Consider the following 15,835-nt stretch of genomic DNA (forward strand, 5'->3'; position numbering starts at 1 on the left):
TCCTGCACGGGAAGCAGGCCGCTTTTTAGGACATGGCTGATTCCGGGCGGGTGACCGTCCTCCCTAGGATCGGTGCATGTTCCGATTCCCTCGCCCTTCCCTGCCCCTGGTCGCGCCGCCGACCACCGCTTCGGTGCTGCTGCGCTGGCTGACGGTGTGCGTGTTCCTGTGCCTGGCGGCCGCCACCGGCTTCTATCTGCTGACGGCGTTGACCGAAGATATCTCCAGCCACCGCCGCGACATGAATGCCGCCGCGTACAAGGCACAGATCTACTTCGACCAGCGCGAGGCCCTGCTGCGCTATCTGGGCGATTCGGTGGTGGTGGGCGATCCGTCGGTGCCGTCCAGCGAGGGCGTACGCCAGCTGCCCTTGGACGGGCCGGGCGGCAAGCCCGGCCAGCGCCTGCTGCTGTCACCGCGCGCAGAGCACACGCTGCAGACCCTGCAGACCCATCTGCTGCTGGTCGATGCGCAGGGAACGCATTGGCTGGCGGGCGGCCAGGCCGACGTGGACATCGCCGGCCTGCCCACGTTGCAGGTGCTGCGGCAGCGCAGTGGCACGCTTGCCGGTACCGATCCGGTGTACTGGCTGCGCGCGGGCGATGCCGGCGTCGCCCTGGCACAACCGGTACAGACCGGAGCGCAGCCGAGCCAGTGGCTGATGCTGCTGCTGGACAGTGCGGCCGCTTCGGACATGATCGATGGCCAGGGTATCGGCGGCTACGCCCTGCTGGACCGCGACGGGCAGCCCGCCCTGTCGAGCCTGGCTCCACGCCTGGACAGCGCAGGCTGGAAAGCACTGCAGCAGCGCCAGGACGACAGTTTCGGCGTGCTCTGGAGCACGGGCCTGCCGCGCGGCGTGGCCCTGGTGAAGGGGGTAGGCAATGACGGCTGGCGGCTGGTCTATCACCTGCCTCCGCGCCTGCTGCTCGGTGACATGGCGACCTCGTTGCTGATCAGCAGTGCGTTGCTTCTGCTGGCCGGCGTCGCCCTGCGTCTGCTGCGGCATCGCGTCGACCGCCAGTTGATCCAACCGGCGCTGCTGCAGCACCGGCGGCTGCTGGAAAGCCTGGATTTCAGTTCGACGGTGATCGACCTGGCGCCGGTCGGCATCTGTGTCCTGCGTCGCAGCGACCGCCAACTGCTGCTGTCCAACCAGCTGCTGCGTGACTGGCTGGGCGAGGATGGCACCGACAGCGATTGGCAGGCACCGTGGCGCGGACATGCCGGCGAACGCGGTCGCGGGCTGGAGTTCACCGCGCGCGACGGTCGCCAGCTGCAGGTACTGCATGCCGCCTGCCGCTACCAGGATGACGATGTACTGCTGTGCGTGTTCCATGACATCTCACGCCATCGGCAGGCACAGGCGGCGCTGTCGTCGGCACGGCAGGCAGCCGACGCCGCCAACCAGGCCAAGAGCGCGTTCCTGGCGACCATGAGCCATGAAATCCGCACCCCGCTGTACGGGGTGCTTGGAACGCTGGAGCTGCTCGGCCGCACGCCGCTGGATGCACGCCAGTCGCAGTACCTGCGCACCATCGAGAGTTCCTCATCGGTGCTGCTGCAACTGATCAGCGATGTGCTGGATGTGTCCAAGATCGAGTCGGGCCAGCTGAGCCTGGAGCCGACATCGTTTTCGCCGCGCGAGCTGACCGAGAGCGTGCTGCGCAGCTTCGCCGCGGCGGCGACGCGCAAGGGCCTGCAGGTACTGGTCTGCACCGACCCACGGTTGCCGACACGGGTGCTCGGCGATGCCGACCGGATCCGCCAGGTGCTGGGCAACCTGCTCAGCAACGCCATCAAGTTCACCGAGCATGGCCGGGTAGTGCTGCGCGTGCGACTGGTGCAGCGCGAAGGCGAGTCGAGCGTACTGGCCTGGCAGGTCACCGATACCGGCGTGGGCATCGCCACCGAGGAACAGGCGCGCCTGTTCGAGCCCTTCCGCCAGGTCCGTGGCGCCGCCAGCGCGCAGGGCACCGGGCTGGGCCTGTCGATCAGCGACCGCCTGGTGCGGTTGATGAGTGGCGAACTGCGCGTGGTCAGCGAACCGGGACTGGGCAGCAGTTTCACCGTACGCCTGCCCTTGCCGGTGCTGGCCGCGACCGAGGATGGCCCCGCATTGCTGGCCGAGCCGCCGGTCTACGTGCGCGGCCGCGATCGCGAGCTGGTCGACAGTGCATGTGGCTGGCTGCGCCGCTGGGGTGCCAATGCGCAGCCTCTGCAGGGCGACCCTGTCCTGCTCGACCACGCCGGCGCAATCCTGATGGATGGCGAGGCGGAACAACCGTTGGCCTGGCAGGGCCCGCGCGTGCTGGCCTCGATCGACGGTGGCGACCAACCCGCAGCCACCGCCGATGGCGCGCTGCTGGTCACCCTGCACGGCATGTCCTCGATCGCCCTGGCGGTCGCACGCCAGCAGCGGCAATGCGCAACGCTGCCGACCGCAGCGCGCGATGTGCAACCGGGTCCGCTGGGACTGCGGGTGCTGGCCGTGGAAGACAATCCCATCAACCGGGTGATCCTGGCCGAACAGCTGCAGGCCCTGGGCTGCGAGGTGGAGCTTGCGCAGGATGGTGTCGAGGCGTTGCAGCTGTGCCAGACCCATGGCTTCGACCTGGTGGTCACCGACATCAACATGCCGCGCATGGACGGCCACACCTTGGCGCGCCGGCTGCGGGCGGAGGGCAATCTGCTGCCGGTGATCGGCGCCACCGCCAACGCGACCGCCGAGGAGCGCGAGCGCTGCCTGGCCAGCGGCATGCAGGGCTATCTGAGCAAACCCATCGACATCGCACGCCTGCGTCAGGCGCTTTCCGCCGTTCGCCAAGGAGATCCTGCATGACCCGCCGTGTCCTGATCCTGGAAGACCAGCCGTTCCAACGTGGTTACCTCGTCAATCTGTTCAGCGCGCGTGCCGGCGTGCAGGTCGACGCCTGCGAAGACGTGGAGGCGGCGATCGCCCTGTGTGCCTGCCAGGCCTATGACCTGGTGGTGAGCGATCTGTTGATGCCGGGCCAGGATGGCATCCAGTTCATCCAGGCGCTGGCCGCGCAACCGCGCCCGCCGCGGCTTGCCGTGGTCAGCGCAGCCTCGCGGCGGATGATGAGTTCGGCGCGGTTGATGGCCGAATCACTGGGCCTGGACGTGGTCGGCCTGCTGGCCAAGCCGGTCGCCGCCAGCGATGTCGATGCGCTGCTTGATGCACTGGCGCAGGCGCGGCCAGCGGTGCGCACCAGCCCGGCGGCGCTGACGCCCGAGCCGGATGCGGCGCAGCTGCGGCAGGCGCTGGCCGACGGCAGCCTGACCGCCTGGTTCCAGCCGAAGAAGTCGTTGCAGTCCGGGCGCGTGGTTGCCGCCGAGGCACTGGTGCGCTGGCGCCACCCGCAGCTGGGGACGCTGGCGCCCGGCAGTTTCCTGCCGGCGCTGTGCCGTCATGGCCTGGAGGGCGAGCTACTGCGGGCGATGCTCACCGCCAGCATCCGGGCACAGGCGCGCTGGCGCGCGCAGGGATTCCGCGTGCCGGTATCAATCAACCTGCCACCGCACCTGCTGGAGCAGTCCGATCTTCCGGATGAACTGCTGGCGCTGACCCTGGCCGCAGGCGGCACTCCGGCGGATCTGTGCTTTGAACTGATGGAGAACAGCACCACCCGCCACGTCAGCGACTTCTATGCCGGCGCGTGCCGGTTGCGGATGAAGGGCTTCGGCCTGGCCCAGGACGATTTCGGCCAGGGGCTGAGCTCGGTGCACAACCTGGTCAACACCCCCTTCACCGAGGTCAAGATCGATCGTGCGCTGGTCAGCGGTTGCGCACGTGATCCCGCCCTGCACCTGACCCTGACCACGGTGATCGCGCTGGCCAACCAGCTCGGCCTGACCATCGTTGCCGAAGGCGTGGAGAGTGATGCCGATCTGGCCGCGCTGCGTCAGCTCGGCTGCAATCAGGTACAGGGCTTCCTGATTTCGCAGGCGCTGCCCTCGGACGACTTCACCCGTCTGCTCGGCGAAGATGTTCCCCATGCTGCCGCCGGCAGCAACCGGGCCGCGTCGCGCTGACAGGCAACGCTGAAAGGCTTCACAATCCCATCAAGAGTCATTGACGATCCTCTCTGCGCGGCGGCACCGGCCGTGCCCTGGGCCCTTCGGGCCGCCATCGACCGCCTACCGCTCCGAGACCTGCCCATGCCGGCCGAGGCCGCTCCCGTACGTCGACTCGCCCGCCGCTCCCTGCGTGTACATGCGCTGCTGATTGGCGTGGTGGTGCTGGCAACGCTGCAGGCTGGCCTGCTGCTTTCGACCGGCAGCCAACTGTTCAACGAAGAACAGAGCAAGATCCGCTATCACTTCCGCCGGCTGGACGGCACGCTGCAGGAACAGGATCGCTTCCTGCGGCAATGGCGGCTGCATGACGTGGGCAATCGCGGGCAGCCCGTGGACGAGGCTGCCTCAGGTGCACAGCCGAACCCGTTGTTCGCCAGTTTCGCGCGCATCGGTACCGACGGCGGCGCCTCGACACAGGCCACGGCCGAACTGGGCGACCGCTTCCTGCGCTTCTACGGCGCCTTCTGGGCGGCCTCCCGGTTTCCGCCTCCGCAGTGCCTGCTGGTCGATGGGCAGGGCCGCCGTGGCCTGCTTGCACCGATCCAGACAGTGCGTGGTGATCCCGGCCAGAGCAGCCCGCATCACCTGCAGCCGGCACTGACCGCCATCCACCAGGTCCTGCGCGAACGGCCAGCGCTGCGGCGCGGCAACGTGGTGTGGACACCGGTGGCCTGGCGCGAGGGACAGACCCGGCTGCTTGCCATCGCGCACGCACCGCAGGATGCCCGCCTGTGGGGTGAAAGCGAGGACGAGTCGCTGGCCGCGGTGGCCTGCCTGCTGGATCCCGGCCGCGTTGATGACTACCGCCAGGTGATGGGTACACCGGTGTTCGAACGGATGTCGCTGTTCGATGGCAACGGCCGCCTGCTGCTGGGTGATGCCAGCGATGCCAGCCGCGCCGGCACGTCCTGGCGTGCGGGTCTGGACGGCCTGCTGTTCCGCATGCGCAGCGAACAGGGATGGCTGGCGGTGTATCACGTTGGCTGGCAACAGGTGTTCCAGCACCCGCGTGGGCCCCTGCTGGGCAGCATGGTGGTGGCGTTGCTGCTGGCCACCGGCGGCGTGCTGATCCTGCGTGCCTACCGGCGCTCGGTGATCGAGCCACTGCGCCGCAACCATGCGCGATTGCTGGAAAGCGAAGCCTTCAGCCGCACCATCCTCGACAACGCACCGATCGGGTTGTGCCTGCTGCGCCGTACCGATGGCCGCGTGCTGCTGGACAACGCGCTGGCGCGTCACTGGCTGGGGGAGGACCACGACGACGGTGGCTGGCACGGGCCTTGGCGGCGCAGCGTGCTCGCCGCCGGCGGTACCGTGGCGGGCGACGGCCTGGCCTACACCACGCCGGACAGCCGTCATCTGCTGATCACCGCGACGCCCGCGCGCTATCGCGGCGAACCCGCCGTGCTGTGCCTGTTCATCGACCTCAGCAGCCAGCACGAGGCCGAACAGGTGCTGCAGCAGGCACGGCGTGCGGCTGACCAGGCCAACCGCGCCAAGAGCCAGTTCCTGGCCACCATGAGCCATGAGATACGCACCCCGCTGTACGGCGTGCTCGGCACGCTGGAGCTGCTGGGCCTGACCCCGCTGGATGCTCGCCAGCAGGACTACCTGGACACGATCCAGCGCTCGTCATCGACGTTGATGCAGCTGATCAGCGACATCCTGGATGTCAGCAAGGCCGAGGCCGACCAGCTGAGCCTGGAGCCCGGCGCGTTCGATCCGGTGCGGCTGACCGAGGACGCGCTGGACTCCTACGCCGCTGCCGCCGCACACAAGGGCCTGCAGTTCTACGCCTGCATCGATCCGGATGTACCGGCTACGGTCAACGGTGATGCCGCGCGCATCCGCCAGATCCTCAACAACCTGATCAGCAATGCACTGAAATTCACCGACAGCGGCCGGGTCGTGGTGCGTCTGGGCGCACAGCACATCGATGATCGCTGCTGGCTGCGCTGGCAGGTGGCCGATACCGGCATCGGCATCGCCAGCGAGCACCAAGCACATCTGTTCGAACCCTTCTTCCAGGCCAACCCGGGCACCGATGCCATGCGGGGTACCGGATTGGGCCTGGCCATCTGTGCACATCTGACCACGATGATGGAGGGCCACCTGCGGGTGGTCAGCGAAAGCGGGCTGGGCAGCAGTTTCTCGGTCGAGCTGCCACTGCCCGAGGCAACACCCGATCCGCTGCAGGGGGCTTCACCGCGATTGCCGGCAGCGTTGCCGGTGCAGGTCCGTGGCAGCGTCCGCGAGTTCGCAAAATCGATATGCGAGCGCTTGCAGCAGCGCGGCGCACAGGCCAGCGTGCATCGCGACGATGCGCCGGAGCTTGCCGATCCCGGCGCGGTGATGCTCGACCTGGTGCTGGACGAGGGCACGCCTACGTGGAGTGGACCGCAGGTGGTGGCGTGCCGCGAAGGCGGAATGCAGCCACAGCAGGTGCGGGGACATTGGCAGGTCGGCGTGCATCGTCTGGATGCGATCGTGCTCGCGCTGGCGGCTGCGGCCGGGCGAGCAGTGCCCGCCGAGGTCAACGGACGTCTGCCGGCGCCACGCAGGTTCGGGCTGCAGGTTCTTGTCGCCGAAGACAACCCGATCAACCAGGCGATCCTGCGTGGCCAGCTGGAGCAGCTCGGCTGCCACGCCGTGGTCGCCAGTGACGGCAATGAAGCCCTGCACTATTGGCCGCAGCGTCCCTTCGCCCTGGTGTTGACCGACCTCAACATGCCGGGACTGGATGGTTACGGACTGGCCCGTGCACTGCGCGCGCGTGGGGTTGACGTACCGATCCACGGCGCCACCGCCAACGCCGACCCGGCGGAGCGGCAACGCTGCCATGAGGCGGGGATGCAGGGGGTGCTGGTCAAGCCGATCACCCTGGCAGCACTGCAGCGCCTGCTGACCCAGGTTGCAGCCCGGCCGCACAGCGAACCCATCGACGACGACGCCGATGCGCCACTGCAGGTTCCGGAGAAAATGCAGGCGTTGTTCGTGCAGACCATGCAGGCCGACCTGGACAGCCTGCGGCGGGCGATCGACGATGCCGCACCAGAACGCGTGGCACAGGTGCTGCATCGCATCCGCGGCGCACTGGTGATCGTTGGCGCACCGGCACTGGTGGCACACGGCCAGCAGATCGAAGAGCAGATCGGCGACGGCGACGCGTTGCCTGCTCTCGCTACGGCGCTCGACCATTTCCAACGGCGCCTGCAGCGGCTGCTGCAACCATTGGCGCACGTCGCCGCCCCCTCACCTTCCAGCAACCCGGCACCTCCATGACCACCCGCATCCTCATCGCTGACGACCACCCGATCGTGCTTGCCGGCATCCGCGATGTCCTGGCCGGCGAACTCGACCTGGACGTGGTCGGCGAGGCCGCCGATCCAGTGACCCTGATCGAGCTGATGACGAGCACCCTGCCCCACGCGGTGATCACCGATTACAGCATGCCCGGTGGTGACAGTTTCGGCGATGGCATCAAGCTGATCTCGTTTCTGCGTCGCAGCTTCCCCGATGTGCGTCTGCTGGTGTTGACGATGGTCTCCAATCCTTCGCTGGTGGCGGCCATGTACGCAGCCGGTGCCAGCGGCGTGGTGCTCAAAAGCCACGGCCTGGGCAGCCTGGTACAGGCGCTGCGCACGGTGCTGGCCGACCGCGTCTATCGCCCTCCCGGCCTGCTGCCGGTTGCCGCCGCAGAACCGGCCGATGCCGAGGTGGTGCTGGCGCGCCTCTCGCCGCGCGAACTGGAAGTCATCCGTCTGTTCACCGGGGGCATGAGCGTGGGTGACATCGCCCGCCAGCTGCAGCGCAGTGCGAAGACGGTCAGCACGCAGAAAATCAACGCGATGCGCAAACTGGGTGTGGACAGCGACCAGGCGCTGATCGAGTACTGCCTGCAGTCGTCGATGTTCGGCTGAGGCCTCCACATCGCTGAACCGTGCCCCGCCCATGCACAGGGCACGAAGTGCTTTAGGAAACGCCTGATTCCATCGGACAGGTCTGGTTTCTAGTCTGGATGCATCCCGCCATGGTGACGATCTCCCATCGTCATCGCGTTACCGGCGGGAGCGAAACCGGATGGCGCCTGCAGCGGCCATCACACCCGGTTTCCACAGCGACGCGGCCCTGCCGCGCCAGATCGCGCAGCCGCGCTGCGCCCTGCCACAGGAATACACCAGCATGAACGCCTCTCCCCCACGGCGCCGCCGTGCGTCTGCCTGCGCGCGCGCTTCGCGCCTCCCCTTGATTCCCAGCCTGCTGGCCAGCGCGCTGTGGGCCGCCCTGCCCGTGCACGCGGCCGAACTGCAGGGGCCGTTGAAGGTTACCGATGGCGGCAGCCTGCAGCTGGGCGCCGACGACATGCTGTCGCACAGTGCCGGTGGCTACGCGCTGGAGGCCAATGGTGTCGGCAGCACCATTACCGTCAATGGCAGCTGGATCGCGAGCACCGGAGGCGGCAGCGGCATCCTTGCCAGCGCCGGTGGCAGCGTCCTGATCGAGGGCGGCATCCTGCAGGTCGGCGGCGACAGCACCCCCGTCGGCTATGCGCTGAACGCCAGCGGTGCGGGTAGCGTGATCCGGGCCAACAACCTGGTCATCAATGCTTACCGGAACGGTTCGGGCTACGGCACGGTCAATGCCACCGGTGGTGGCAAGCTCTGGTTGAATGGCGGCAGTGTGAGCAGCGCCGGACATGCTCTGTACTCCAATGGGCGTGGCAGCGAACTGCACGTGACCGGTACGGAGATCAACAACGGCGCCAACAGCGCGGTGTACGCCGAGGGCGGCGCACTGTTGGCGCTGGAGTCGCTGACGCTGACCTTCGCCGAAGCCACCAGTGGCTACAGCGGGCGCGTCTCCTCCAACGGCAGCGGCAGCGTGCTGTCGCTGCGCGACGTGGACGTGGTCAACGGCTACTTCGATATCAACAACGGTGGCACGCTGCAGATCGTCGGAGGCAGTGCCAGCAGCAAGGGCGGCAGCATCCGTCTGCTCGGCAACAGTGGCAACCGGCTGTACTCCACCGCCGATATCACCGGCGGCCGCTTCGAGACCGTCGGCGGCTATGGCGTCAACGTCAACAGCTGGGCCAAACTGACCGCCAACGGCGCCCACTTCACCGTGCGCGATGGCTCTTCCGGTATCTGGCTGTCCGGCGCGGACTCGCTCGCCGACCTCACCGATACCACGATCAGCACCTATGGCGACAACGGCTACGGCCACGGCGTGGACGTCTGGGGCGGTACTGCCACGATCACCGGCGGCAGCATCGATACCCACGGCGATGGTGTCTACGGCCTGCGCGCCTCGGGCAGCAATCCGCCGACGCCCTATTCGCGCATCCGTGCCAAGGATCTGGACATCACCACCTACGGCAGCGGGGGCGGCGGCGTCTTCCTCGGCGGCAGCACCGCCGATATACAGCTGGACGGAGGCTCGATCACCACGCTGGGTGCATCCTCGTTCGGCATCGTGCAGATGAACACCGCCAAGCTCACCGCCGACAACCTGAGCATCCATGCACAAGGGACGAACTCGGGTGCCTATCGCTCCTACATCACGGTGTTTGGGCCGTACTGGGACCGTCTGGCGTTCAACAACAGCACCCTGCAGACCCAGGACGGTCCCGCGCTGTGGCTGCAGGGCAGCAACCACGAGCTGACGCTCAACAACACCGATGTCGTCGCGCGCCAGCAGGACAGCCTCGATGGTGGCCGCCTGCTGCGGGTGAGCGACACGGTGTTCACCGATGGAAGCTCGGTCGCCACCGCAGACATTCTTTTCACCGCCGACAACAGCCGCCTGACCGGCGATGTCGTGGTCGACAGCGCCACCGCCAACGTGCAGATGACGCTGCGCAACGGCACCGTGTTCAACGGTGCACTGCGCAACGACTCGAGCTACCAGGTCGCACAGCTGGCGATGGATGGCAGCAGCCAGTGGAACGTGCGTGGCAATTCCAGCGTCGGCTCGCTGGACCATGCCGGCACCATCGCCTTCGTCGCTCCCGCCACCGACGACTTCAAGACCCTGACCGTCACCGGCGACTATGTCGGCAACGATGGCCATTGGCTGTTCAACCGCGCACTGGGCGACGATGCTTCGCGGGGTGACCAGTTGGTGATCCAGGGCAACAGCAGTGGCACGGCCTCTGTCAGCGTGCGCAACGCGGGGGGCGCTGGTGCCCTGACCAGCGAAGGCATCCGCCTGATCAGCGTGGGCGGCCAGTCCGATGCACAGTTCTCGCTGCAGGGACGCGCGGTGGCCGGCGCCTACGACTACTTCCTGTACAAGGGTGGCGTCTCCACGCCGGACGACGGCAACTGGTACCTGCGCTCGGAATACGTACCGCCGGTCGATCCGCCGGAACCGCCCGATCCGCCGGAGCCGCCGATTGATCCGCCGACTCCGCCGATTGATCCGCCTGCTCCGCCGATCGATCCACCAATCGATCCGCCGGTGGTCCCACCGGTCGACCCGCCGCTGCCGCCGGTCCCACCGCGTGTGGAGCGTCCGGAGCCGGCGGTGTACATGGCCAACCAGAGCAGTGCGCTGGGCATGTTCCGGCACAGCCTGTACGACCGCAGTGGCGATCCTGCCGATGCAACCGACGGCGGCAGCGACGCCATTGCATGGGCACAGGTGCGCAGCAGCCAGCCCGGCAGCCGCGGCCGCCAGGTGGATGTGGACAGCCAGCTCAACAGCGTGCTGCTGGGTGTCGGTCGCCGCTTCGAAGCCAATCCCGGTGGTCAGCTGCAGGCAGGTGTGATGGCCGGCCAGGGTCGGGCACGCAACGACAGCCGTTCGCAGGTGACCGGGTACACCGCGCACGGTGTGGTCAACGGCACCAGCCTGGGCCTGTATGCCACCTGGTTGCAGGACGCACGGATGGACAGCGGTGCGTATGTGGACAGCTGGCTGCAGTACGGACGGTTCCGCAACAGCGTGCAGGGCGAAGGGCTGCAGAAGGAGCACTATCGCTCGCACAGCTGGACCGGTTCGGCCGAGGCAGGCTATGTGCTGCCCGTGCAGCGTACAGCGCAGCGCGGTGTCTACCTGGAGCCACAGCTGCAGGTGATCCACAGCCGCTACGATGCCGACCGCGTGGTCGAAACCAATGGCACGGTGGTCGAAGGTCGCGACAAGGACAGCACCACCACGCGTGTGGGCATGCGCCTGTACACGCGTTCGCTGACGCAGGGCCAGGGGCAGGTACAGCCGTTCGTCGCGGTGAACTGGTGGTCCGGTGGCAACGACGCCGCCATCGCCATGGACGGCGAACGCCTGCGCCGGCAGTTGCCGCGTGACATCTACGAAGCCAAGGCCGGCGTGCAGGTGAATCTGTCAGGCGGCTGGCGTGGCTGGGGCGAGATCAGCCGGCAGACCGGCGGCATGGGCTTCCGCGATACCAGCGGTCAGCTGGGCGTCTCCTACCGCTGGTAAGACGTACCGCTGGCGAGCCCATCGAGGGGTCCGACGATGCTTCGTCGGACCCCTCGTTGTTTTCCACACCGCGCGTGGAAATCGATGGGGGCTGGATGTGGACAAGTGGTCGTAAGCCACGCACGACAAGCGTTTTCGACGCTGGCTATTTTTTGTCCAGGCCGTCCAGGATGCAGGCAGGTGCGTGTTTTCCACACAGCAGGTGGAAAGCGATGCGAACTTGATGTGGACAACCCACCTTGAACGTTATGCCGCAAGCGTTTCAAGGAGTGGCTGTTTTTTGTCCAGGCGCCTCATCGGTTTTCCACACGCCACGTGGAAAGCCGTGGGGGTTTGGTGTGGACAAGTCGCCGCGAGCCATGCAGGCCAAGCGTTTCAACGCGCGGTGAATTTATGTCCACTGCCACCCGCAACACCGGGCTGGCGCTTCCGCAGCGCAGATGCGCAATGACACTGCCAGCGTGTGCGCCTTCCGACAGGCGGCCGATACAACAAGACCCCGCATTGCGGGGCCCTGTTGGCAATCACTGCGCTGCGTCGTCGATCAGACGTTGAAGCGGAAGTGCAGGATGTCGCCTTCCTGCACGCGGTACTCCTTGCCTTCCAGGCGCAGGCGACCGGCTTCCTTGGCGCCGGCTTCGCCCTTGTACTTGATGAAGTCGTCATACGCGATGGTTTCGGCGCGGATGAAGCCCTTCTCGAAGTCGGTATGGATGACTGCGGCAGCCTGCGGTGCGGTGGCGCCCTTGCGCACGGTCCACGCACGGACTTCCTTCACGCCAGCGGTGAAGTAGGTCTGCAGGCCGAGCAGGCTGTACGCCGCGTTGATCACGCGGTTCAGGCCCGGCTCGCTCAGGCCGAGGTCGGCCAGGAACGTATCGCGGTCTTCGTCGTCCAGCTGCGACAGCTCTTCTTCGATCGCCGCCGACACCGGCACCACCTGTGCGCCTTCTTCGGCGGCACGGGCGCGCACGGCGTCCAGGTGCGGATTGTTCTCGAAACCGTCTTCCAGCACGTTGGCGATGTACATCACCGGCTTCAGGGTCAGCAGGAACAGATCGCGCACCAGCGCCTTCTCTTCCTCGTCCAGACCTGCCGAACGACCGGCCTTGCCGTCGGCCAGCGCGGCCTGCAGCTTGGCCAGCACCGGCTTGCGTGCCGCTGCGTCCTTGTCGCCGCCCTTGGCCGCACGCTCGGCGCGGTTCAGTGCCTTCTCGACGCTGTCCAGGTCGGCCAAAGCCAGTTCGGTATCGATGGTGTCGATGTCCGAGATCGGGTCGACCTTGTTGTTGACGTGAATGACGTCAGCGTTCTCGAAGCAGCGCACCACGTGGGTGATCGCATCCACTTCGCGGATGTGGGCGAGGAACTTGTTGCCCAGCCCTTCGCCGCTGGCGGCACCGGCCACCAGGCCGGCGATGTCGACGAACTCGACCGCAGTCGGGATGACCTTCTGCGGGTTGATGATCGCTGCCAGTTCGTTCAGGCGCGGATCCGGCACCGGCACGATGCCGACGTTCGGTTCGATGGTGCAGAACGGGAAGTTCGCCGCGGCGATGCCCGCCTTGGTCAGCGCGTTGAACAGGGTCGACTTGCCGACGTTGGGCAGGCCGACGATGCCGCATTTGATACCCATGGGTGACAGCTCTCTGGGGTGAAAGTGATTGGTGAAACAGCGCGCGCGCCGCTTGGCCAATCCATCTCGGTGTTGCCGATCAACATCTGTGCCAACCGAGGTTGGCACCTACCCAAAGCGGGTTACTTCGGGGTGTGCAGCCGCTTCATCGCTTCGCTGAAATCGCCCTGCACTGCCAACGGCAGCACGTCGATCGCATCGTCGATGGCGCGCGAAATCAGTACTTCATCGTCCTTGGAGGGGCGTCCCAGCACCCAGCCCACCACGCGGTCCTTGTGGCCGGGGTGGCCGATGCCCACGCGCAGGCGATGGAACTTGCCATGGCCGAGCAACCGGATGGTGTCACGCAGGCCGTTCTGTCCGCCGTGGCCACCGTCGAACTTCAACCGCGCCACGCCGGGCGCCAGGTCCAGTTCGTCATGGGCCAGCAGGGTCTCCTCCGGCTCGATCTTCCAGAACCGCTGCGCGGCGGTGACCGACTTGCCGCTGAGGTTCATGAAGGTGGCGGGCTTGAGCAGCCACACCGTCTGCCCAGCGATGTCGACCTTGGCGGTCTCGCCAAACAACTTGCTGTCCACGTTCCATCGCGCACCGGCCTTTTCAGCCAGGGCCTCAACGAAATGAAACCCGGCATTGTGCCGGGTCCGGGCGTGCTCCGATCCGGGGTTGCCCAGACCGACGATCAGTCGCAATCCTGCCATCGTTCCATCCAGATACGGCGCCTGCCCCGAGGGACAGGCGCCGCGGGGTATTACTCGGCCGCTGCTTCTTCAGCGTCGGCAGCATCCTGCTTGCCGTGCTTGGCAGTGACGATCGCGTCGTCGTGGTCCTTGCCCAGCGCCAGCGCCGGGATTTCCACGCCCTTCGGCAGCTTGATGTCCGACAGGTACACAACGTCGCCAGCCTTCAGCTCGCCCAGGTCGACTTCGATCGACTCCGGCAGGTCCTTCGGCAGGCAGGTGATGGCCACTTCCTTCAGTTCGTGGGCGACCACGACGTCGGCAGCCTTGCCAGCCGGCGAGGTGTCTTCGTTGATGAAGTGCAGCGGAACCGAAGCGGTCAGCTTCTCGTTCTCGTTCACGCGCAGGAAGTCCAGGTGCATGATCAGCTGCTTGAACGGATGGCGCTGCATGTCACGCAGCAGCACCTTCTGCACCTGGCCGTCCAGGTTCAGGTCCAGGATCGAGGCATAGAACCACTCGTTCTGCTGGGCCAGCCAGATTTCGTTGTGGTCCAGGCTGATGGCGACCGGTTCGGCGTTGCCGCCGTACACGATCGCCGGGATCACACCAGCGGTACGCAGGCGGCGGCTCGCACCCTTACGCTGCAGTTCACGCTTGGTGACCTTGATTTCATGGGTCTTCGACATTTTCGACTACTCGGTTGTTGCCTTGCCTTGCGGCTTGGCGGTTGAAGGCACTTCCGCGACCAGAAGTGCCCAGTGTGTCCCTGCCGTTGCCGGCGGGGACGAAAAAATCAATCGACGTACAGCGAGCTGACCGACTCGCCGAAGGCGATGCGGCGCATCGTTTCGGCCAGCATTTCCGCCACGCTCAGCTGGCGGATCTTGCTGCACACCCGCGCGGCGTCCTTCAGCGGGATGGTGTCGGTCACCACCAGCTCATCGAGCTGGGAGTTGGTGATGTTGTCCACCGCCGGGCCCGACAGCACCGCGTGGGTGCAGTAGGCGGCGACCTTGAGCGCACCGCGCGCCTTCAGGGCAGCGGCAGCGGCGCACAGGGTGCCGGCGGTATCGACGATGTCATCGACCATCACGCAGGTCTTGCCTTCGACGTCACCGATGATGTTCATCACGGTGGAGACGTTGGCGCGCGGACGGCGCTTGTCGATGATCGCCAGGTCGGCGTCATCCAGGCGCTTGGCCACTGCGCGGGCACGGACCACGCCGCCCACGTCCGGCGACACCACGATCAGGTTCTCGGTGCCGTAGGCGCGCCAGATGTCGGCCAGCAGCAGCGGAGAGGCATACACGTTGTCGACCGGAATATCGAAGAAACCCTGGATCTGGTCGGCGTGCAGGTCGACGGTCAGCACACGATCAGCGCCGGCGGTGCTGAACATCTTCGCCGCCAGCTTGGCGGTGATCGGCACGCGCGAGGAACGCATGCGGCGATCCTGGCGCGAGTAGCCGAAGTACGGCACCACCGCGGTCACGCTGGCCACCGATGCGCGCTTGAGCGCGTCGATCAGCACCAGCAGTTCCATCAGGTTTTCCGCGCTCGGCGCCGAAGTCGGCTGGATCACGAACACGTCCTGCTTGCGGACGTTCTCTTCGATTTCCACCTGCACTTCGCCATCGGAGAAGTGCGAGACCAGCGCCTTGCCCGGGCGGACTCCCAGTTCCTTGCAGATGTTCTGCGCCAGACGTTTGTTGGCGTTGCCGGAAAAGACCAGCAGGTTCGGGGACTCTTGCATCATGATTGTCTCGGGCGGGGACGAGTGGCGGGGATCCGGTAGCGGCAAGGACCACTGCGGCCCCTGCTGCTGACAACACCGCGGCTGTTCCCACGTCCCGCGCAGATGATGCGCTGGAAGGCGCGGACGCAGCCGCATTGGCAGGGGCGGGAGGATTCGAACCTCCGAATGCCAGGATCAAAACCTGGTGCCTTGGGCCTCTTGGCGACGCCCCTG

9 protein-coding genes and 1 tRNA gene are annotated in these 15,835 nt (G+C 66.7%); 5 read left to right on the forward strand and 5 right to left on the reverse strand.

Going from position 1 to position 15,835, the window contains the following annotated elements:
- Positions 1–76: 76 nt before the first annotated feature.
- From H3005_RS16250 to H3005_RS16270, 5 genes are all read left to right on the forward strand, one after another.
- Positions 77–2,842, forward strand: a complete 2,766-nt coding sequence (locus H3005_RS16250) for a response regulator (protein WP_100551637.1) — start codon at positions 77–79, stop codon at positions 2,840–2,842.
- Positions 2,839–4,056, forward strand: a complete 1,218-nt coding sequence (locus tag H3005_RS16255; RefSeq protein ID WP_191078576.1) for an EAL domain-containing response regulator — start codon at positions 2,839–2,841, stop codon at positions 4,054–4,056. The genes H3005_RS16250 and H3005_RS16255 overlap by 4 nt, the downstream gene beginning before the upstream one ends.
- A gap of 126 nt (positions 4,057–4,182) precedes the next feature.
- On the forward strand, positions 4,183–7,383 hold the full coding sequence (locus H3005_RS16260) for a hybrid sensor histidine kinase/response regulator (protein WP_191078577.1): 3,201 nt from the start codon (positions 4,183–4,185) through the stop codon (positions 7,381–7,383).
- Positions 7,380–8,021, forward strand: coding sequence for a response regulator transcription factor (locus H3005_RS16265; protein WP_089238971.1), 642 nt, complete (start codon positions 7,380–7,382; stop codon positions 8,019–8,021). Before H3005_RS16260 ends, H3005_RS16265 begins: the two co-directional genes overlap by 4 nt.
- A 262-nt stretch (positions 8,022–8,283) precedes the next feature.
- Positions 8,284–11,547: an autotransporter outer membrane beta-barrel domain-containing protein gene (locus H3005_RS16270; RefSeq protein WP_191078578.1), complete on the forward strand. Its 3,264-nt coding sequence runs from the start codon at positions 8,284–8,286 to the stop codon at positions 11,545–11,547.
- A 544-nt stretch (positions 11,548–12,091) separates the two neighbouring features.
- Here H3005_RS16270 and ychF read toward each other — a convergent pair.
- The 5 genes from ychF to H3005_RS16295 form a co-directional block, all read right to left on the reverse strand.
- Entirely contained in the window at positions 12,092–13,183 is a 1,092-nt protein-coding gene (ychF, locus tag H3005_RS16275; RefSeq protein ID WP_089238969.1) for a redox-regulated ATPase YchF, read from the reverse strand.
- Positions 13,184–13,305: 122 nt separating this feature from the next.
- The gene (pth, locus tag H3005_RS16280; RefSeq protein ID WP_089238967.1) at positions 13,306–13,884 is read right to left on the reverse strand and encodes an aminoacyl-tRNA hydrolase; all 579 of its coding nucleotides are present in this window, start codon (positions 13,882–13,884) and stop codon (positions 13,306–13,308) included.
- Between the two features lie 50 nt (positions 13,885–13,934).
- On the reverse strand, positions 13,935–14,552 hold the full coding sequence (locus H3005_RS16285) for a 50S ribosomal protein L25/general stress protein Ctc (protein ID WP_100551634.1): 618 nt from the start codon (positions 14,550–14,552) through the stop codon (positions 13,935–13,937).
- A 107-nt stretch (positions 14,553–14,659) separates the two neighbouring features.
- Complete coding sequence (locus H3005_RS16290) at positions 14,660–15,619, reverse strand: ribose-phosphate diphosphokinase (protein ID WP_025879147.1); 960 nt, start codon at positions 15,617–15,619, stop codon at positions 14,660–14,662.
- Between the two features lie 138 nt (positions 15,620–15,757).
- Positions 15,758–15,834 (reverse strand) — tRNA-Gln (locus H3005_RS16295).
- Position 15,835 lies beyond the last annotated feature (1 nt).

The organism is Stenotrophomonas sp. Br8, assembly GCF_014763005.1.
Lineage (GTDB): Bacteria > Pseudomonadota > Gammaproteobacteria > Xanthomonadales > Xanthomonadaceae > Stenotrophomonas > Stenotrophomonas lactitubi.

Excerpts from the sequence above, each read along its gene's own strand:
- pth (WP_089238967.1), bottom strand. The coding sequence starts at position 13,884 with ATGGCAGGATTGCGACTGATCGTCGGTCTGGGCAACCCCGGATCGGAG.
- H3005_RS16270 (WP_191078578.1), top strand. The coding sequence starts at position 8,284 with ATGAACGCCTCTCCCCCACGGCGCCGCCGTGCGTCTGCCTGCGCGCGC.
- H3005_RS16250 (WP_100551637.1), top strand. The coding sequence starts at position 77 with ATGTTCCGATTCCCTCGCCCTTCCCTGCCCCTGGTCGCGCCGCCGACC.
- H3005_RS16265 (WP_089238971.1), top strand. The coding sequence starts at position 7,380 with ATGACCACCCGCATCCTCATCGCTGACGACCACCCGATCGTGCTTGCC.
- H3005_RS16255 (WP_191078576.1), top strand. The coding sequence starts at position 2,839 with ATGACCCGCCGTGTCCTGATCCTGGAAGACCAGCCGTTCCAACGTGGT.
- H3005_RS16260 (WP_191078577.1), top strand. The coding sequence starts at position 4,183 with ATGCCGGCCGAGGCCGCTCCCGTACGTCGACTCGCCCGCCGCTCCCTG.
- H3005_RS16285 (WP_100551634.1), bottom strand. The coding sequence starts at position 14,552 with ATGTCGAAGACCCATGAAATCAAGGTCACCAAGCGTGAACTGCAGCGT.
- H3005_RS16290 (WP_025879147.1), bottom strand. The coding sequence starts at position 15,619 with ATGCAAGAGTCCCCGAACCTGCTGGTCTTTTCCGGCAACGCCAACAAA.
- ychF (WP_089238969.1), bottom strand. The coding sequence starts at position 13,183 with ATGGGTATCAAATGCGGCATCGTCGGCCTGCCCAACGTCGGCAAGTCG.